General features: G+C 67.6%; 16 protein-coding genes. 5 read left to right on the top strand and 11 right to left on the bottom strand.

Translation table 11 applies throughout. The features are described 5' to 3' along the window. Positions 1-5: 5 nt before the first annotated feature. The 7 genes from hypD to H8F26_RS10555 form a co-directional block, all read right to left on the bottom strand. The gene (gene hypD, locus H8F26_RS10585; RefSeq protein WP_231605134.1) at positions 6-1,157 is read right to left on the bottom strand and encodes a hydrogenase formation protein HypD; all 1,152 of its coding nucleotides are present in this window, start codon (positions 1,155-1,157) and stop codon (positions 6-8) included. Further along, a complete protein-coding gene (locus H8F26_RS10580) occupies positions 1,154-2,185 on the bottom strand; it encodes a dihydroorotate dehydrogenase-like protein (protein WP_197153911.1) in 1,032 nt (343 codons plus the stop codon). Before H8F26_RS10580 ends, hypD begins: the two co-directional genes overlap by 4 nt. Beyond that, the gene (gene nifJ / locus H8F26_RS10575) at positions 2,182-5,982 is read right to left on the bottom strand and encodes a pyruvate:ferredoxin (flavodoxin) oxidoreductase (protein ID WP_197153910.1); all 3,801 of its coding nucleotides are present in this window, start codon (positions 5,980-5,982) and stop codon (positions 2,182-2,184) included. The genes H8F26_RS10580 and nifJ overlap by 4 nt, the downstream gene beginning before the upstream one ends. Next, positions 5,979-6,221 (bottom strand): HypC/HybG/HupF family hydrogenase formation chaperone, encoded by a 243-nt coding sequence (locus H8F26_RS10570; RefSeq protein WP_197153909.1) that lies wholly within the window; start codon positions 6,219-6,221, stop codon positions 5,979-5,981. The genes nifJ and H8F26_RS10570 overlap by 4 nt, the downstream gene beginning before the upstream one ends. Then, entirely contained in the window at positions 6,145-8,859 is a 2,715-nt protein-coding gene (locus H8F26_RS10565) for a carbamoyltransferase HypF (RefSeq protein WP_197153908.1), read from the bottom strand. The genes H8F26_RS10570 and H8F26_RS10565 overlap by 77 nt, the downstream gene beginning before the upstream one ends. Beyond that, the gene (gene hypB / locus H8F26_RS10560) at positions 8,843-9,613 is read right to left on the bottom strand and encodes a hydrogenase nickel incorporation protein HypB (protein WP_197153907.1); all 771 of its coding nucleotides are present in this window, start codon (positions 9,611-9,613) and stop codon (positions 8,843-8,845) included. Before hypB ends, H8F26_RS10565 begins: the two co-directional genes overlap by 17 nt. A 136-nt stretch (positions 9,614-9,749) precedes the next feature. After that, the gene (locus H8F26_RS10555) at positions 9,750-10,394 is read right to left on the bottom strand and encodes an alpha/beta hydrolase (protein WP_231597752.1); all 645 of its coding nucleotides are present in this window, start codon (positions 10,392-10,394) and stop codon (positions 9,750-9,752) included. Between the two features lie 441 nt (positions 10,395-10,835). Between H8F26_RS10555 and H8F26_RS10550 the strand changes: the two genes are divergently transcribed. Next, positions 10,836-11,276 carry a 23S rRNA (pseudouridine(1915)-N(3))-methyltransferase RlmH gene (locus tag H8F26_RS10550; protein WP_197153906.1) on the top strand — a complete coding sequence of 147 codons (441 nt, stop codon included), beginning with the start codon at positions 10,836-10,838 and terminating at the stop codon, positions 11,274-11,276. Positions 11,277-11,486: 210 nt separating this feature from the next. Beyond that, on the top strand, positions 11,487-12,548 hold the full coding sequence (locus H8F26_RS10545) for a transglycosylase SLT domain-containing protein (RefSeq protein WP_370594614.1): 1,062 nt from the start codon (positions 11,487-11,489) through the stop codon (positions 12,546-12,548). An 18-nt stretch (positions 12,549-12,566) separates the two neighbouring features. On the opposite strand, the gene H8F26_RS10540 is transcribed toward H8F26_RS10545, so the two are convergent. Beyond that, positions 12,567-13,457, bottom strand: a complete 891-nt coding sequence (locus tag H8F26_RS10540; RefSeq protein ID WP_197153905.1) for a GNAT family N-acetyltransferase — start codon at positions 13,455-13,457, stop codon at positions 12,567-12,569. A 109-nt stretch (positions 13,458-13,566) separates the two neighbouring features. Between H8F26_RS10540 and H8F26_RS10535 the strand changes: the two genes are divergently transcribed. The 3 genes from H8F26_RS10535 to H8F26_RS10525 all read left to right on the top strand — a co-directional run bounded on the left by H8F26_RS10535 (position 13,567) and on the right by H8F26_RS10525 (position 15,862). Beyond that, positions 13,567-14,145, top strand: coding sequence for a DUF4334 domain-containing protein (locus tag H8F26_RS10535; protein ID WP_197153904.1), 579 nt, complete (start codon positions 13,567-13,569; stop codon positions 14,143-14,145). A gap of 31 nt (positions 14,146-14,176) precedes the next feature. Next, positions 14,177-15,169, top strand: a complete 993-nt coding sequence (locus tag H8F26_RS10530; RefSeq protein ID WP_197153903.1) for a diguanylate cyclase domain-containing protein — start codon at positions 14,177-14,179, stop codon at positions 15,167-15,169. 111 nt (positions 15,170-15,280) lie between these two features. Next, a complete protein-coding gene (locus H8F26_RS10525; protein ID WP_197153902.1) occupies positions 15,281-15,862 on the top strand; it encodes a hypothetical protein in 582 nt (193 codons plus the stop codon). Between the two features lie 67 nt (positions 15,863-15,929). Here H8F26_RS10525 and H8F26_RS10520 read toward each other — a convergent pair whose 3' ends face one another. Genes H8F26_RS10520 through H8F26_RS10510 form a run of 3 tightly spaced genes read right to left on the bottom strand, consistent with a single transcriptional unit; the run spans position 15,930 to position 18,810 of the window. After that, the gene (locus H8F26_RS10520; RefSeq protein ID WP_197153901.1) at positions 15,930-16,640 is read right to left on the bottom strand and encodes a DUF2993 domain-containing protein; all 711 of its coding nucleotides are present in this window, start codon (positions 16,638-16,640) and stop codon (positions 15,930-15,932) included. After that, complete coding sequence (locus H8F26_RS10515; protein WP_370594613.1) at positions 16,640-17,632, bottom strand: alpha/beta fold hydrolase; 993 nt, start codon at positions 17,630-17,632, stop codon at positions 16,640-16,642. The genes H8F26_RS10520 and H8F26_RS10515 overlap by 1 nt, the downstream gene beginning before the upstream one ends. After that, positions 17,629-18,810: an iron-containing alcohol dehydrogenase family protein gene (locus tag H8F26_RS10510; RefSeq protein ID WP_197153900.1), complete on the bottom strand. Its 1,182-nt coding sequence runs from the start codon at positions 18,808-18,810 to the stop codon at positions 17,629-17,631. The genes H8F26_RS10515 and H8F26_RS10510 overlap by 4 nt, the downstream gene beginning before the upstream one ends. Positions 18,811-18,952 lie beyond the last annotated feature (142 nt).

Genomic DNA, 18,952 nt, shown 5'->3' with positions numbered 1-18,952 from the left:
CCGGCTCAGTTGGGGCGGTAGCGGTGGTAGGCGGCGCAGGCCCCTTCACTCGACACCATCGGGGCACCCAGGGGATGTTCCGGGGTGCAGCTGCTGCCGAAGGCGGGGCAGTCGCAGGGGCGCCGCACCCCGCGCAGGATCTGGCCGGCGATGCAGACCGACGGGTGCTGCGGCTCCTGAGACTCCTTCGGCTGCTGCGCCGCCGCAGGCTGGGGCTGCTCGAGCAACTGCGGCCGGTGAAGCCCCACCTCCAGGGCGGCATAGGCCGGGCGCAGGGCCAGGCCGCCGGCCGGGATCACCCCCAGGCCGCGCCAGGGCTGATCCACCACCTCAAACACCGCCTCGATCAGCTGCTGGGCCTCGGGATTGCCCCCTTCCTGCACCACTCGCCCGTAGGCGTTGGCCACGGCGCTCTCGCCGGCCTCCAGCAGCTGGACGCAGCGCAGGATGCCGGCCATCAGCTCCACGGGTTCGAAGCCGCTGATCACCACCGGCACCCCCTGCCGCTGCACCAGCCCCTGCAGCTCCGCCGTGCCCATCACCGCCCCCACGTGGCCCGCCGCCAGAAAGCCCTGCACCTGGTTGTCGGGTCCGCTCAGGATCGCCTCCATGGCCGGAACCACCCGCACATGGGCCGGCAGCAGGGCCAGATTGGCCAGCTTCAGGGCCGTGGCCTGGCGCGCCAGCAGGGCCGTGGCCGGGGCGGTGGTCTCGAACCCCACCGCCAGGAACACCACCAGCCGATCGGGATGGGCCTGGGCCAGGGCGATGGCCTGCAGGGGGCTGGTGAGCAGGCGCACGTCACCGCCGGCGGCCCGCACACCCAGCAGATCATCACCACTGCGGCTGCCGGGAACGCGCAGCATGTCTCCATAGGAGCAGAGGATCACCTCCGGCTGGCGCGCCAGATCCAGGGCCGCATCCAGGGTGGCCGCGGGGGTGACACAGACCGGGCAGCCCGGACCGTGGATCAGGCGGATCCCTTCGGGCAGCAACTGATCCAGGCCCCAGCGCACGATGGCGTGGGTCTGGCCGCCGCACACTTCCATCAGGGTCCAGGGCCGGGTCGCGGTGGCCGCCAGTTGCGCGGCCAGGCGCTCCACTGCAGCCGCAGAGCGGGCGTACCGCCTGTCGGCTGCCGGAACGGTCGTGCTCACCAGGGCCCCGGTGCCGCAGCGGCCGCGGCCGGGCGGAAGGTCTGCACCGCCAGCATGTAGTGAGCTCGCTCGAATTCGCTGGGGTTGGGGCAACGGCTCTGGCTCATGCAACCGATCAGCTCGCGCACGGAGCCATGGTCGTGCTCCGCCAGCCACTGGCGCAGCTCCTCCTCCAACCCGGACAGGCGCTGGGGGCCATGGCGCAGCAGCGCCCCCACCACCTGGGTGACGCAGGCGCCCGCCATCAGCAGGCGCACCGCATCGGTGCCGCGGTGTACCCCGCCGCTGCCGGCCAGATCGAGCGGTTCATGGCCGTGCAGCAGGGCGATCCAGCGCATCGGCAGGCGGAGATCGTGGGGGGTGGAGAGCAGCAGGTTGGGGCGCACCTCCAGGGTCTCGATGTCGATGTCGGGCTGATAGAAGCGGTTGAACAGCACCAGGCCATCGGCGCCGGCCTCGCGCAGGCGCCGCACCATCGCGACCAGATTGGTGAAGAAGGGGCTCAGCTTCACGGCCAGCGGCAGGCCCACCTCGGCGCGCACTTCCCGCACGATTTCCTCCACTTCGGCTTCGATGGCGGCGCTGGAGAGGAGCGGATCGGTGGGCAGGGCATAGATGTTCAGCTCGATCGCCGCCGCCCCCGCCGCCTCCATCCGCCGGGCGGTCTCCACCCAGCGGCCGGGGTGGGTGCCATTGAGGCTGGCGATCACCGGAATCGACAGATGCTGACGGGCCCAGTCGAGATGACGCAGATAGAGAGCATCACCGTCATGGCTGATCGCCGCTTCCGGCACATAGCTCAGTGCTTCGCCGTAGCTGTCGCTGCCCAGCAGCAGGTGGCGGTGCAGATCGAGCTGCTGCTGTTCGATCTCCTCCTGGAAGAGGGAGTGCAACACGATCGCGCCGGCTCCGGCCCGTTCCAGGGCCAGCAACACGTCCGGATCTTCGCTGAGGGGGCGGGCCGCCCCCACCACCAGGGGGCTGCGCAGCTCCAGGCCGAGATAGGTGGTGGACAGGTCGGGGCTCATGGCTGCACCTCCGGCTCAGTTGTGGCCACGCCGGCCAGGCTTCGATAGAGCTCCCAGCGCTGATCGACATGGGCCTGGGCCTGCCGTGCCAGTTGCCGTGCCCGCTCCGGCTGGCTGTAGCTGAGCATGCGGAAGCGGTTTTCAGAGGCCATCACCTCAGCCAGGGGCCGCCGGGGGCTGGGGCTGTCGAGCTGAAGGGGCGTCTCACCCCGCTCGCTGCGGCGGGGGTCGTAGCGGTAAAGCAGCCAGCGCCCCGCCTCCACCAAGGCCCGCTGGTGGGCCATGCCCTGGGCCATGTCGATGCCGTGGGCGATGCAGTGGGAATAGGCGATCAGCAGTGAGGGACCGGGATAGCTCTCGGCCTCGAGGAAGGCCCGGATCGTGTGCTCATCGCGGGCCCCCATCGCCACGCTGGCCACGTAGACGTTGCCGTAGGTCATCGCCATCAGGCCCAGATCCTTCTTGGGGGAGGCCTTGCCACCGGCGGCGAACTTGGCCACCGCACCGGTGGGGGTGGCCTTCGACATCTGCCCACCGGTGTTGGAGTACACCTCCGTGTCCAGCACGAGCACGTTCACATCCCGGCCGCTGGCCAGCACGTGATCCAGACCGCCGAAGCCGATGTCGTAGGCCCAGCCGTCGCCCCCCACCAGCCAGACGCTGCGCTTCACCAGGGCATCGGCCAGATCGAGCAGGCGACGGGCGCGCTCTTCATCGGGGAGGCGCTCGAGGCGGTGCTGCAGATGCCGCCGCAACTCCTGTACCCGTTGGCGCTGGGCCTCGATGCCGGCCTCATCGCTCTGGTCGGCCTCGCGCAGGGATTCGGCCAGCGCTGGTGGCACCTGCCCCTCCAGGAGGTCCAGGGCCATGCGGCGTTGCTGGTCGATCGCCACCCGTATGCCGAAGCCGAATTCGGCGTTGTCTTCGAACAGGGAGTTGCTCCAGGCCGGACCACGCCCGGCGGCATTGGCGCTCCAGGGGGTCGTGGGCAGGTTGCCGCCATAGATCGAGGAGCAGCCCGTGGCGTTGGCCACCACCATGCGATCGCCGAACAGCTGGGTGGCGAGCTTGAGGTAGGGGGTCTCGCCGCAGCCGGCGCAGGCCCCGGAGAATTCGAACAGGGGCTGCTGCAGCTGCTGCTGGCCGATCTTGTGGAGGTTGAGCCCCTGCCGCGGCACCTCGGGCAGGGAGAGGAAGAAGTCCCAGTGCTGGCGCGCCTGCTGCCGCAGGGGCCGCTGCGGCGCCATGTTGATCGCCTTGCGCCTGGGCTCGCTGCGGTCGCGAGCCGGGCACACCGCCACGCAGAGGGCGCAGCCGGTGCAGTCTTCCGCGCCCACCTGGATCGTGAAGGCCTGCTCAGCGAAGGCATGGTCGCGGGCCGGGGCCTGGCGGAAGCCTGCCGGAGCCGCGGCCAGGGCCTCGGGCACCACCACCTTGGCGCGGATCACCGCATGGGGACACACCATCACGCACTTGCCGCACTGCACACAGAGATCGCTCTCCCAGACCGGCACCTCGGCGGCGATGTTGCGCTTCTCCCAGCGGGCCGTGCCCACGGGCCAGGTGCCGTCGCAGGGGAGGGCGCTCACGGGCAGGGTGTCCCCCTGGCGCTCCAGCATCGGCGCGATCACCTGCCGCACGAATTCGGGAGCTGCAGCGAGGCGCTCCACCAGGGACGGGGTGTCCGCCATGGCCTGGCCCGACGCCCCGACGGCTAGAGCGGCGTCAGGTTGCGCATCACTGGCTTCGGCGTCAAAGCCTTGCCAGTCGAGCGGCAGCAGGTGATCGAGCGCCGCGTCCAGGGCGCGCAGGTTCATCGCCACCACCGCCTCCCCCTTGCGGCCATAGGACTTGTGGATGGCGGCGCGGATCCGTTCGATCGCGGCCTCCCTGGGCAGCACTCCGCTCAGGGCGAAGAAGCAGGCCTGCATCACGGTGTTGATGTGGCCGCCCATGCCCGCCTCCTGCGCCACCCGATCGGCCGCGATCACCCAGACCCGCAACCCCTGCCGCCGGATCGGCCGCCGCAGGGAGTCCGGCAGGCGCCGCCAGGTCTCCTGCGGATCGAATGGACTGTTCAGCAGGACGGTGCCGCCGGCCTCGATGCCCTCCAGCAGGGCGAAGCGACCGACGAAATCCCACTGGTGACAGGCCACCAGGGTGGGGCGCTGGATCAGGTAGGTGGAGCGGATCGGCCGCGGCCCGAAGCGCAGGTGCGAGACCGTGACGGAGCCGGATTTCTTGGAGTCGTAGACGAAATAGCCCTGGGCGAAGAGATCGGTGCTCTCGCCGATGATCTTGATCGTGCTCTTGTTGGCGCCCACCGTTCCATCGGAGCCGAGGCCATAGAACACGGCCCGCACCTCCCGGCTCGCTGTGCTGCGATCAGCTGTCTCGCTGCTGGCCCTGTCGCTGGTGCCTTCGCAGACGAACTCCGGATCGATCGGCAGGGAGCGGTGAGTCACGTCATCGGTGATGCCCACCGTGAAATGGTTCAGGACAGCTGCGGTTCGATCAACGGTGGTTGGATCAACGGGCGGCGCAGCCGCTCCCCCGGCCGCAGAGACGCCTGGAGTGGTCGCCAGCCCTGTGCCTCCTGGCAGCAACCTGGCCAGATGGTCGACCACGGCCTTCACCATCGCTGGGGTGAACTCCTTGGAGGAGAGCCCGTAGCGGCCGCCCAGCACCCGTGGCGGTGGCCGATCGGGATGGAGCAGCGGCCAGGCTTCGGCCAGGGCGGCCAGTACATCGAGGTAGAGCGGCTCGCCGCTGGCGCCGGGATCCTTGCAGCGATCCAGCACCGCCACGGCCTTCGCCGTGGCCGGCAGCGCGGCCACGAAGGTGTCCGCCGCGAAGGGTCGGAACAGGCGCACCTTGACCAGCCCCACCCCGCCGGGCGCAGGGTCTGAGCGGTTGAGCCACTCCAGCGTTTCGTGGGCCGTTTCGCAGCCCGATCCCATCAGCACCAGGACGCGCTTCGCATCGGCAGGCCCCACATACTCAAAGGGCGCGTAGCGGCGCCCACTGAGGGCCGCGAACCGGTCCATCGCCTCGGTCACCAGCTGCGGGGCGTCGTCGTAGAAGCGGTTCACCGATTCGCGTGCCTGGAAATACACGTCCGGGTTCTGGCTGGTGCCGCGGAGCACCGGATGGTCTGGGCTGAGAGCCCGGGCCCGGTGCTCGGCGATGGCGTCGTCGGGAATCAGCTGCCGCAGCAGGGCATCGTCGATCGGGGCGATCTTCTGAATCTCATGGGAGGTGCGGAAGCCGTCGAACACATGCAGGAACGGCAGGCGGCTGCGCAGGCTGGCGCGGGCGGCGATGGCGGCGAAGTCGCCGGCTTCCTGCACCGAGGCGGAGCAGAGGATGGCGCAGCCGCTGCCGCGGGTGGCCATCACATCGCTGTGGTCGCCGAAGATCGACAGGCCCTGGGCGGCCAGGGAGCGGGCGGCCACGTGCAGCACCACCGGCGTCAGCTCCCCCGCCAGCTTGTAGAGGTTGGGGATCATCAGCAACAGCCCCTGCGACGCCGTGAACGTGGTGGTGAGCGCGCCGGCCTGCAGGGCCCCATGCACCGCCCCGGCCGCTCCCGCCTCGCTCTGCAGTTCCACCACCGTGGGCACCGCACCCCAGAGGTTGGGACGCTTCTCATTCGCCCAGGTGTCGGCCCATTCGCCCATCGGTGAGGCCGGCGTGATCGGATAAATGGCGATCACCTCGTTGAGCCGGTAGGCCACCCGTGCCACCGCCTCGTTGCCATCCACGGTGATCCTGGTGGCGACTGGGGTCTGGGTCATGGCTCCTCGTCCTCCGCAACGATGCTCAGGGCCAGCCCCACATGCACCAGCACCTGATCGCCGACCCGGGCCTGGGGCAGGCAGGCCAGGCTCACGGCCTGACGCACCCCGCCGAAATCCACCTCCGCCACCCGCCAGAGCGGATCGCCGCCGCGGGAGAGATCAGGGGGCGCCGCCGGCTCCACCGCAGGCGGCTGGTGGGTGATCGAGAGGATGCGACCAGGCAGGGCCAGGCACATGGGCGTTCTGCACGCGGTGGGGCGGCTTCGATTCCGTTGTAGCCATGGCGCAGGAAAGGGCCCAGAGCTGACCCAGAGCCAGGCCACCGTCGTTGCTGGGCAGGAGTTCTGCGCTGAAGGGCTCCAGGCCTGCGGCCCGCAGGCCGGTGCGGCACCCCTCCAGCAGCAGGCGGTTCTGGAAGCATCCACCCGCCAGCACGACCCGCTGGCAGCCCCAGCCGGGTGCGGCCGCCTCCGCCATCGCCACCAACCCCGCGATCACGGCCCGATGGAATCGGGCGGCCTGGACGGCGCCTGCCCCAGGGCAGGCCTGGAGCGGCAGCTCCTTCAGCAGGGCCTCGAGCAGCGGCTGCCAGTCGAGCCAGCCGAGCGGCAGGCCCGCCGCCTGCGGGGCCGGTCGCAGCGGCAGGGGATAGGCCGGCTGTACGGCGCCGGGGTCTTCCTCCCGTAGTTCCGAGGCCCGGCCCTGCAGCTGCAGGCCGCCCTGCCCCTCGTAGCTGAGCACCTGGCAGAGGTCGAGCAGGGAGGCCACCGCATCGAAGAGGCGGCCGAGGCTGGAGCAGCGCGGGCTGTTGCAGCCGCCGGCGATCGCCTGCACCAACAGGTGCCAGTCCGCCGCCGTGAAGGCCGCCCGGCAGGCCGCGCCGCCGCTGTGCGCCAACGCGGCCGGACCCGCTGCGGCCAGCAGGCCAAGTGCCGCCCGGCGCGGCTCGGCGCTGGCCCGATCTCCACCGGGCAGGGGGAACGGCCGCAGGCTGGCCAGTCGCCGCCAGCGCAGCAGCGGTTCCGCTGGATTCCGGGCCGGTTTCCCTGCAGGATGCAGCCCAGGCTTTGCGGCCGGATCGATCGCAGGTCCACCGGCTTCGAGCAGCAGCAGTTCGCAGCCCCAGAGGGGCGCTGCAGGCGCACTGCCGGATGCGGGCTCGGAGCCTGATCCAACCCCGAGGCCGAGGCCGTCGCAGACCAGCAGCAGCAGCGGCGCCTGCTCCAGGCAGGCCGCCAGGCCGTGTTCGGCCACCACCGCCAGGCCATGGGCCAGATGGTGCGGCACCGGGCACAGCCGCACGCTCTCTGCCAAGCCCTGGCCCGGTGAGGCCGTAGCCACCAGATCAGCGGCGATCTGGTGGCTGCGGTAATCCGGATGGCTGTCGCAGAGGAGCGTGAGCGGCGGCACCTTCGACGCCGGCCGGACGCTCACCATCTCCGCCGCCGCCTGCCGCAGACGCCGGCTCTGGCGAGGATTGTCGAGATCGCCCAGATGGGGTGCCAGCCACACCTGCCCGTCCCTGGCGAGGGCCGGCGCACATTTGAGATCGCCGCCCAGGGCCAACCGCACCTCCCCTATGGCCATGGGTGGCGTTGCCGTGATCGGCAGGGCTTCGGGGGCGTAGCCACGGCCGCGACGCAGCAGCACCGGTCGGCCCTCGATCAGCTGCAGCACCGAATCGTCCAGGGGCCGGACGATCGGCCGGTTGTGCACCAGGAAGGCATCGGCGATGCCGGCCAGCCGGTCCACCGCCTCAGGAGGCGCGATACAGAGTGGCTCGCCACTGCGGTTGCCGCTGGTGGCCACCAAGGGTTTACCGAAGGCCGCGGCAAGCAGGTGGTGCAGCGGTGAAGCCGGCAGCATCACCCCCAGGCACGGACTGCCCGGCGCCACCGCCTCGGGCAGCGCTGGTTCCTGGCGGCCACTGGCGTGGGCCCGGCGGCCCCCGTGGCGCCGCAGCAAGACGATCGGGGCCGCCGCACTCTCCAGCACCGCCCGCTCCGCTGGTGTCAGCTGAACCAGGGGCTCGATCCAGCTGGCGGAGTCCACCAGCAGGGCAAAGGGCTTATGGGGCCGCTGTTTGCGTTGCCGCAGCCGCTGCAGCGCCGCTGGATCAGTGGCGTCCACCAGCAACTGGAAGCCCCCCACCCCTTGCAGGGCCAGGATGCCGCCGCGGCGCAGCACCGCCACGGCAGCGGCGATCGCACCGCTGGTTCCCTGACATCCACGACCTGAATCCTCCGTGGGTTGGCTGCCATCGGCAGGCCAGAAGGCCAGCCGGGGCCCGCAGGTCGGGCAGCCGGTCGTTTCGGCATGGAAGCGGCGGTCGCTGGGGTCGTCAAACTCCCGCTGGCACGCCTGGCAGAGCGGAAAGCCGGCCAGGGTGGTGTGGGCACGGGCGTAGGGCTCGGCGGTGGCGATGCTGTAGCGCGGCCCGCAGGCGCTGCAGCTGATGAAGGGATAGCCGTGGCGGCGGTTGGCGGGTTCGTTCAGCTCCGCCAGGCAGGCGCGACAGGGGGCCTGGTCGGCGGCCAGGGCCGGCGCGAACAGGCTCTCCTTCAGCCAGTGCGGCGGCTGATGCCCGAGCCGGATTCCCCTGGGGTCGCAGCCTGGTGCGGGGGGCGGGCCCCAGTGGGGTTGAAGCGACTCCAGGCGAGCCGGCGCGGGTAACTCCCTGGGCAAGATTTCCAGAAAGCGCTCCAGCGCCGAGCGACAGCCACTGAGCTGCACCACCACCGCGCCGCTGTGGTTGTCCACCACGCCACAGAGATCCAGGGCGGTGGCGAGGCGGTGCACGCAGGGCCGGAAGCCCACCCCCTGCACCACCCCGTGGCAATGGAGGGTGAGCGTGGCCTCAGGGGCGGGCGCCATGGAGCCGGGCTGGGGCCGTGCCGGCAGACAGGTCAGCGCCCCATGGCACAGAAGAACCGCGCAGGGCGGCCAGCAGAGCGTCGACTCCGGCGCCCGTCCGCGCCGAGACCTCGAGCACGGTTGCCGCCGGTGCCACCTGGCGGATGTGGCGATGCAGCAACGGCAGGTTCACCCCCACTGCTTCCGCCAGATCGATCTTGCTGATCAGCACCAGATCGGCAGCCACGAAGGTGGCGGGGTACTTGAGCGGCTTGTCCTCCCCCTCGGTCACCGAGACCAGCACCACCCTTAGCTGCTCGCCCAGGTCGTAGGCGGCGGGGCAGACCAGATTGCCGACATTCTCGATCAGCAGCAGCTCAAGCGTCTCCAGCGCCAGGCCATGGAGGGCGCGGTGCACCATAGAGGCGTCGAGATGACAGGCCTGCCCGGTGGTGATCTGCACGGCGTCGAGGCCGACGGCACGGAGGCGCGTGGCGTCGTTGTCGGTAGCGAGATCGCCCACCACCACGGCCATGGGCACGGCGCTGCCCCAGTCACGACCGAGCCGCTCGAGCAGGGCCGTCTTGCCGGCGCCAGGGGAAGACAGCAGGTTCACCGCCCGCACACCGGCTTGAGCGAACCATTTGCGGTTGGCAGAGGCCTGGGCATCGTTACGGCCCAGCAGCCGAGCAGTTAGCGGCAGGGTGACCACCGAAGGAGCAATCAGCGCCTGGGTGCCGGTGCCGATCTGGTTGCAATGACAGTCAAGGCACATGACTCAAGACTCCGCACTCCATCACCGGAAGCTAGGCAGGATGGAAGGGAACGACAGCCCATCTCATCGTGGAGGGAGGCGTCTCGGCGACAGCTTCGACACCATTGACCAGCCGCGACCAGCTGGATGTTGGCAGTCAGCGAGGGCGACGGTTGCGGTTGGGTTCCAGTGGGCTGAAGTCAATTTCATCGACTGCCGTCGCCATGGCATTGGCCTCAAGACACGCCGGCAGGAACATATACCAAGAGAGCAGAGAGGTGCACTGCTCACTCCCCTCGCACCGCAACTCGGCGCAGACATTCTGAACACCGTCGTAACCACCAAGCCGGGCGAGCCGGAAGTCCGTGGGGAGAGTGGCCAGGATTCCAGCGGCAGAGATCTCGCCATCAGCGGCATCAGCGAGAATCGCGGAACGCAGGGCTTCAACGCGATGTTCGCTCAGGCTGGCGTAAGGGATGTAGCTACGAGTCTGATTCTTGAGAAAGATCACACCGGGCTCGGAGTTGAGGAACCGGGCAAGGCCTGCGACATCGACCGAATAGAGACGAAGGAAACCGGCACGAACCTCGTCCGCCGTCCATCCAGACTTGCGCACAAGGGAGGCAATGCCGCGATCCGAAGTCCGGCCATCCTTGAGAAAAGTCTCAAAGTCTTCGCGGTCACTGCTCCATACCCCAGAGCCAGTACTCAGGCGAACAGGCACGCCAGAAAGGGCCGGACTTGCAGGAAAGTAACTGGCAACGACGAGTAGAGTTGCAATCCAGAATCGCGAGCCGATCACAGAGGAGAGTCAAGAGCGCTGGTCTACCTTTGCACAAAATTAGCCAAGGGCAACCCCGTCCCTGGAGCGCCGCAGCGATTCTTGTGACTTGGCAAGCCCGAGATCTGGGCCGTCGCGAACGGGTCGGTCAACGATCTGAATCGTTGTTGAATATGGGCATTGACTCAGAGGATTCAATGCTCTTCACGGAGCCTGATTGATTCGCCCTTTTGATCATCGGAACAAATCTGGCTGGAATCTGACTCTTCTGCTCTCTCGATGTTGCCATACTGATGCTGTGGTCTCCGGCACAGCGGCCTGCTTCGTCTGTATCAGTGGGCATGTTTATCGTTGCCAACATGTGACTTCCTCTCAAGGCACGGCTGTGTTCAGAGAACGTCCGCGTCCGCGAAATCGCTGGCTGGCAGTAACGTCTAGGTTGATGATCTATCCCTTGGCGCCATGGTGCTCAACCCCTCCCGATTGCGGGTGATCGCCGTGGGCAAGATCCGTAAGCCCTGGATTCGCGAAGGATTAGAGACCTATCGCAAACGGCTGCCCGGATTGGTGATCCATGAAGTGAAGGATTCGATCCCCGCCCGTGAGCGGGATCAGATCCTCGCGATCCTGCAACCGGAGGAAATCATGGTGGCTCTCAGTGAAGAGGGCAGCGCGCTGGATTCCATCGCCTGGGCCCATGGTCTCGATGCCATGGCCTCGGGCCGGATCGCTTTCGTGATCGGCGGAGCCTTTGGACTGGATGCTGACCTGAAGGCAAGGGCGCACAGGATTCTCAGCCTCTCGCCGATGACGTTTCCCCACGAGCTGGCACGACTTATTCTGATCGAGCAGATTTATCGTGCCCAGAGCATTCTCCAGGGCAGTCCATATCACAAGGCCTAGCGTCCAAGCTTCTGGACGTTGACCTTCACGACAGCCGGAAGTCATCCACTGCGAAAGCCTGGGGGTCGATCCCCGCCCGTCCCATCACCCTCAGGCCTGGCCGACCCAGAGGGAGTCGAAGAAGAGTGGACGACATTCCGGCCATCAAGGACGTGGGGGTGGGGGTGCTGCTGCCGATAGGGTCGCCATGGTGCAATCGCCCCATCCTCCATGCGGCAGCCTCTGCGTCGGTTCCTGTTTCTGTTGCTGGGCGGACTGGCGTTGCTCGGTGGTGTTCAGCTCCAGCGACGGTTGCCTCACCACCTGGCGGCCATGGTTCCCGAACCAATGACGGACGTGACAACAGAGGATGCCCCCCCGGCTGTTGCACTGCCGATCGATCCTGCCCTGCCCCGGGCGGCGGATGGCCGCCACTACCCCCTGGTTCCGGAGACCCCCCAGGCGCTGGCCGACCTGTTGATGGCAGTGGAGGTGGCCCTTCGTTCGGACCACACCGATGCCTCTGATCTCCCGGCACTGGGCCATCAACAACAGGTCATCTACCGCACCCTGTCTCACCAGCCGCAACGGGCCGAGGCGGTGCGGAATCGACTCAGCGCCGATTGGCGAGGTGTGTTCGATCACCACCTGGCGGCGCGGCGCGAGTTTCTGGCCATGCACAGCGGGGGCCGCGGCTCGGCCACCTTGCCGGCCTGGCGGATCATTGCTCCGGAGCCGGCGGAGGCGCTGTTGCGCTACTACCGCGAGGCGGAAGCCGCCACGGGCATTGAGTGGGAGGTGCTGGCGGCTGTGAACCTGGTGGAAACGGGAATGGGCCGGATCGATGGGATCTCCGTGGCCGACGCGCGGGGCCCGATGCAGTTCCTGCCCACCACCTGGGCCGAACCCGGGATCGGCAAGGGTGACATCCGCAATCCCCACGATGCCATCGGAGCGGCGGCCCGCTATCTGGTGCGCCGCGGTGGCCTCAAGGACATTCGTCGGGGGCTTTGGGGGTACAACAACAGCGACAACTACGGGCGCGCCGTTCTCCACTACGCCGCCCTGCTGCGCGACGATCCGCGCGCCTTCACCGGTCTGTATCACTGGGAGATCCACTTCAATTCCGCGCTTGGAGATCTGTGGCTTCCCGTGGGCTACAACCAGACCCAACGGCTGCCGGTGGCCGCCTATCTGCGCCAGATGCCAGCCAGTGCCCCGCCCTTGGGCAGTCAAACCCATGGGCAGGGAGTTCCCCCAGCAGCGAGGCAGCCGTGTTGCGGACAACCGTGATCCATCCTGCCGAGCCGATCAGCCGAGCTCCAGACAGGCCAGCCCGAAGACTTCCTCAAGCGGGAGCTGCGGACTTGGTCCGCGATACATGCGCAGGGTCTGTCCCACCCTGTCGAAACCGAGTCCCGCCAACAACTGCGCTGCAGCGGCATTGACCTGGGGGGCATCGATCAGCACCTGCCCCGGGTGTTCCAGGAGCAAGCCACGGAGCAACCCCTCTGCCAGTGCGGGCGTGTCCGCGATCAACGGACCCACGCGCCAGCCTTCTGAGGTGGGCAACAGGCAGGGCCTGATCCGCCCGAAGCCATGGCAGCAGCCCTGCCCATCGATGAGGGCCCGCACTGTTCCGGCTGGATGGTGCAGCCAGTCGCGCAGGAAGTGAGGGCGGGGGCTGGGGGCGTGGCGCGCGTCGTAGGCCACCACGGCTGCGTCGTGAACAGCGTCAGCGCCCACCAGCGCAAGCGCCGCCCCAGTCCCTTGCCGCCACCGTGCGGAAGGTTTCGGTTGTCCTGCCGACAGGAGGCTCCAGCGACTGGTCGGAGAGGCGGCATGGAACCCCCAGCCGGCGTAATCAGCAATGCGATCGGTGGCGGCCTCCAGGCCGATGCAGGGCACGTCGGCCAGATGGTGCATGGCATGGCGCCAGAGCTGCAGTCCATAGCCCTGGCCACGCCAGGCTGGTCGGACCAGGAACAGACCGATGAATCCGTAGGCGCAGTTGTAGCGCACCCCCGCGATGCAGCCGATCGGCTCTTCTCCCAGCCAACCCAGCCACAATCCCTGCCGGTCGGTGTGGCGGTAGATCGCCACATCTCCCTGACCAGGCGCAAAGCCTTCGGCGCGAGCCCAGGCCGTCACATGGGCGATGTCGACCGGCCGCAAAGGGCGGATATCCAATCGCTGCTTCATCCACCTACCCTCCTCTTGACCGGACGGCCATGCTGCATCTCTGTCATTTCCTTGACGTTCTTCCGGCCCAGCGCCTGAACATCGACTCCCCCAACCTCTGAACACCGTTGTGACCGCAACCGCCAGCGCGCCAAGCGCGATTCTCGAGAGCCGCCAGGCCAGCACGGAAGACGCTCTGAACTGGTTCGATTCTCTGGCGCCGGTCGACGCTGCCGCCCTGATCGGCCTCTGGCGCGGAGCCGAGATTCGCACGGGTCATCCGATGGACGGCTGGCTCGAGGCCTCCGGTTGGTATGGCAAGGAGTTCGTGGATGCGGAAACGGTGCATCCGCTGCTGTTCCGGGGCGCTCGCGGTGGCATCGTGCGGGTAGTGCCCAACCCTTTGGCGATGCGAAGCCTTCGCCGGATGCCCTTTCTCAAGGCACCATTCTGGAGGCCGGCCCTGCAGATGACCACAGCCCTGCTGGCCACTCAGCACAGCTGTGCACGGCTGCGGATGGTGGAGTGCCGTGGGCAGGTGAGTGCCGCCATGGACTACGACTCCCTCCCAATCATTGACTGCTTCCGCCGCATCGACAACGACCGCATCCTTGGGATCATGGACGAAAAGGGTGTGGCTCAGCCCTATGTGTTTTTGCTCGAACGCGACGTCTGTCCGTCCCGGTATCCGCAGCAACCCAGGCCCTAGAGACCGATCCGACCTGTAGGCATCTGATGTGATGTGCGACCCGCTAAACAGTCCGCAGCTGCCACCGCGGATTCTGATCGTCGACGATGAGCGGTTCAATCGTCAGCTTCTGACAACGGTGCTCCAGGACGAAGGCATCATCAGCACGGCTGGAGGCAGCGCTGAGGCGTTGGAGGCTGTCCGGATGAATCCACCCGATCTGATCCTTCTGGATGTCCGTCTGCCGGATATGGACGGCTTTGAGGTATGCCGCCGGCTGAAGAGCAATCAGGCCACCCAGGACATTCCAGTGATCTTCATCACGGCGATGAACAATCCGGAAGAGGAGGCCCGCGGCCTGCATCTTGGCGCTGTGGATTACATTACGAAACCCTTTAATCATACCGTAGTGAAAGCTCGGGTACGCACCCAGCTTCGACTGAAGCAGCAGGCCAACCTCCTATCACGCTATGCCTTCCACGATGCCCTCACTGGCCTGGCGAATCGACGAGCCTTCGACAGACTTGGGGAGCACGAATGGAACAGCTGCCAACGTCAATCCTTTCCCCTGGCACTGATCCTGCTGGATGTTGATCACTTTAAAAACTACAACGACCATTACGGCCACGGGGCCGGAGACGATTGTCTGATCGCGATCGCTCGGTCCATGGCCTCGGCGGTGAATCGCTCCAGCGATCTGATTGCCCGTTATGGCGGCGAGGAATTTGCCATCGTGCTGCCGGAAACCGCACTTGCGCCCGCTTGCGCACTGGCGGAACGGATTCGCCATAGCGTGGAGGAGCAACATCTGCCCCATGCGGCGTCCCCCACGGCCCCCCATGTGACCGTGAGCCTTGGCGTGGCCAGTCTGGTGCCCTCCGGCGGCAGCCGAATTCGAGACCTGATCCTCCAGGCTGACGATTGCCTGTACCGGGCCAAGCGGCAGGGCCGTAATCGTGTCTGCTCCAGGGCCGGTGGTTCCAACTCAGAAGCCACAGCCGATGCCAAGGCCGAGAGCCTCCCAGCGATCGACACTCAGCCATGAGTTCAGAGCTGGCTGATCGGTTCGGGGCTTGGGGGTTCCCCGCCCTGGTCATCCTTCGGCGAAACCGGTCAGATTGGAACCATCCAGAAGCTCCATCGCCAAAGACGTCAGATGCCCTCCGCCATCCGGAACCCCATTCCCGGTCCGCTGCGTGGACTACGCCGCCGCCTTGGCCGGGTGCTGCTCGCCTGGGGAGAAGCCCTCGATCCGCCTCCACCCCCGACGGGTCCGGCGTCGTTGCCAGTGGGCTCCCTGACCAAGGCCATCTCGCCTGCCGCCGCCCAATGCCCTGCCCTGCGGGAACCGCTTTCGGTGGAGAACGCCGTTCTCAACAGGGAAATGACCGTACTCAAAAGGGAAGTGAGCGATGCCCTGGCCGCCCTCGCCGCAGCCCATGCGCTGGTCACATCGGCGCGCTTGGCTCAGGTGCAGGCCATGCGGGCTGAAGTCGACGATGGGGCTGCCTCAGCGGATGCTCTGATGGCCCTTGCCGCTGACTACCAGGGCTGGCAGAGCGACCAGGTCCGACTGTTTGATGCGCTGGGATTGGTGCTGCGCATGAAGGTGCCACCGGGCAATGTGCTTGATCAGGTGGATCCACGCCTGCACGAGCAGGCCCGTTCCCATCTCGAGGGCCTGTCTCTGGAATATCAGCGAGGCCTGTTGATGCAGCAGTTTCATCCGCCGGGTTGAGCCAGCGTGGGTTAGGCATCAGCCTGCCGGTTGTCGGTGCGTGGATGGGCCAGTCGTGTGGAACCGCTCAGGGTGAGACCTGCGCCCGGCCGTGGAGCTGCACCATGCCCCCCTCGAGGTTGGCGCGCTCGATCGTGATGTTGGGGTCCATCGGCAGGCGTGCCCGGATGCCACTGTCCACGGCACGGATCTCCACGGTGCCCCCTACAGCCTGCAGGTCAGTCTCCAGCTCGAGCAGCCCGGACTGACCCACCGCCTGGGCGGCCAGCACCAGCCGGTCCTGCTGGATCCGCAGCCGCACCAGCGGCACCAGGCCGAGCAGCTGCTCGCTAAGCCAGTCGCCGAGGGAGCGCCACTGGGGCCGGCTGAGGGAACGGGAGAGCCCTTCAGCGGTGAAGGCCACCTGGCCACGAATTCCGAACGGATCCTCCAGCTGGACTGATTGCCCCTTCAGCACATTGCCGACGGCCACCCGGATCGGGTCGGCACGAAGCTCCACCAGTTCGATTTCGAGATCCTGGTAGCGCACCCGCCGCGCCATCAGCCGCACACCGCTGAGGCGGCCGCGCAGCAGCTGCAGGGCCGAGCCCTCCAGTTGAAGATCGAGGCTCTCGATCGACTCGCACTGCTGCCGGATCCAGAGCTGCAGACCGGTGGCGATCAGTTGCATGACAGGACCGGACTCCTTCTCGGTTGGAGCGTTGGCCGCCCCTGCGGAAGGGGGAGCAGGAGTAGGGGGATCCTGGGGGGATTCGGGCAGGGGAGACGTGCTGCTCATCAAGGGTCACCCACGGGCTGCTTTTCTGAACTGGATTGCATGGGCTGCTCTGGATCCCTGCGCAGCGATGGGGTCTCGACCATGGACCACCAGGTGTCCGCCACCTGCAGGGGTTGATCGATGTGGGGAAGATGGCCACAGGCCTCCAGCTCCACAATCCGATCGCCAAGAAGAGCCAGGGCAGCCCGTTTCTGCGGTGACCTCAGGATGCGGTCGTCGGCGCCCCAGAGCACCCGGATGGGCTGATGCGGCAGGGGTTGGCCGCAGCCGGCGAAGCCGCCGGAGCGCGCGAAGCGACGCAGCGACTCTGCCCAGCCAGGAGTGCGCAGATGCAGGGAGGCGATTTCCAGCTCCGGTTCTCCCACATCTCGGTCCGGCTGGGCGAATGCACTGCGGCAGAGCCCACGGCGCACCTCTGGGAGGGAAAGAAAGCGCACCCCCAGGCCATCGAGCAGGGGCGGCAGGGGCATCGGTCTTCCCGTCAGCCCGGCTGGAGCCAGAAGCAGCAGGCGATCGATCCGAGCCGGGTGGCGCCGCGCCAGCTCCACCGCCACCGATCCACCCATGGAGGCCCCGATCAGGCTGATCGACGCATCAGAACCTGCTGCACTGGATGAAGCGATGCGCTCCAGCAGCGCCTCAAGATGGAGAAGCACACCGCGGGGGGAATAATCCCCCTTGGATGGGCGGGGGCTGAAACCGAAGCCGAACAGATCGGGGATATAGAGACGGTGCCGCCTGGCCAGCAACGGCGCCAATCGCCGGAACTCCAGAAAGGAGCTGTCGAAGCCGTGGAGAGCAAGCAGGGGCGGCCCCTGCCCCAGCACCGCCACGGGCCAGGCCATGCCGTCATCCCCCAGACCAGGCAGCGACCACCACTGCACTGAAGAGGCCAGGGAACGCCCCTCGGGATCCAGAAGGTTGAGCGCCGCCTGCTGCAGCAGCGCTTCCCCCCCGACGGCACCAGCCGCTGGCTTCAGCAGCTGGGTCACATTGACGGCCGCTCAGCTGACAGCCGATCTGTTGCCAGCGCCCGGCACACCGTGGTGCTCACCAAGGCTGCGAGGAGTTCCTCCTCGCCAACGGGGAAGGGCAGATGGTGCAGATCCGAACCCTCCTGGCAGGCGAAGGCGCAGACCGACTGCAGATCGACCAGGCTGGCTCCGGCCAGGCCCAGATCCTCCAGGGTCACCGGCAGGCCGAGGGCGCGGAAGAACGGCAGCAACTGGCGGCGCGCCTGGGCGGCGAGCTGGCTGCCGCCCACCACCTCCTCAAGCCGCAGCTGCACCAGAATCCCGAACCCAACCTTCTCGCCATGGAGGGCGCCGTGGCTGGCCCGGAGCTGGGTGAGTCCGTTGTGAACGGCATGGGCCACCACTGTCCGGCAGCGGGCACCGCCGATGCCACCGATCAGGCCAGCGGTGAGGCCGCAGGCCTCGGCGACACGGTCCCAGGCGGCACCGCCCGGCTGGGCCAGGGCCTCCACACCCTCCAGCAGCAGCTGATCACGCAGTACCCGCGCCATCTGCACGGCCTGCTGGGTCACACCGTCCTGGCTGGCACCGCTGCTCACCGAAGCCTCGTACCACTTGGCCACCGCATCGGCGATGCCGCTGGCGAGGGTACGCAGCGGCGCCTGCCGCACCAGCCGATGGTCGAACACCAGCAGATCGGGGCAACGCTGCAGCGCTACGTCACCCTGGAAGGCTCCAGTGGGGGAGTAGAGATTGGCCAGGGCTGTCCAGCCCGCGCAGGTGGCGGCGCTGGTGGGAACGGTGACGCAGCTCAGACCGAGACGATCGGCCAGCAACTTGCCGGCGTCGAGAACCTTGCCGCCTCCAGCGGCGATGACGCCGTCACAGCGGGCGGCCTGGGCCTGGAGCGCAATCGTTTCGAGATCCTCTTCGCAGCAGTCGTGCTGCAGCTCCGCAGAGGTGGGGGCACAACCATGACCCTGAAGATCCACCAGCAGGGAGGCGCGTAGGGACTGGGTGGCGTTGCTGCGGCCCAGCAGCAGGGGCCGGCGCGTCAGGGTCGCCACAGCGTCGAGGGAGTCCAGCCACGCCCCTGGACCGCGCAGAACCCTTGCCGGTGCGATGACGTGGGCAATGGAGCAGGGCCTGCCCCCCTCGGGTTCTGCCTGGGCCACGGGTTCGATCGACTGCTCCATCGGCTGCTGGATCTTGAGGGTTGTCCTCGTGGTCGGGACTGCCCGGCCGAAGACTTTGCACAATCCATAATCTAGAAGCGGCTCTGGGTGCATGAGAGCTGCTGATGGAATCGAGGAGCGACGCCCTTCAGAATCGCCGCAC

The sequence above is a fragment of the Synechococcus sp. CBW1006 genome, assembly GCF_015840525.1.
Lineage (GTDB): Bacteria > Cyanobacteriota > Cyanobacteriia > PCC-6307 > Cyanobiaceae > CBW1002.
The sequence above is the reverse complement of the archived record's forward strand: the minus strand, read 5'-3'. Positions and strand labels throughout refer to the sequence as shown.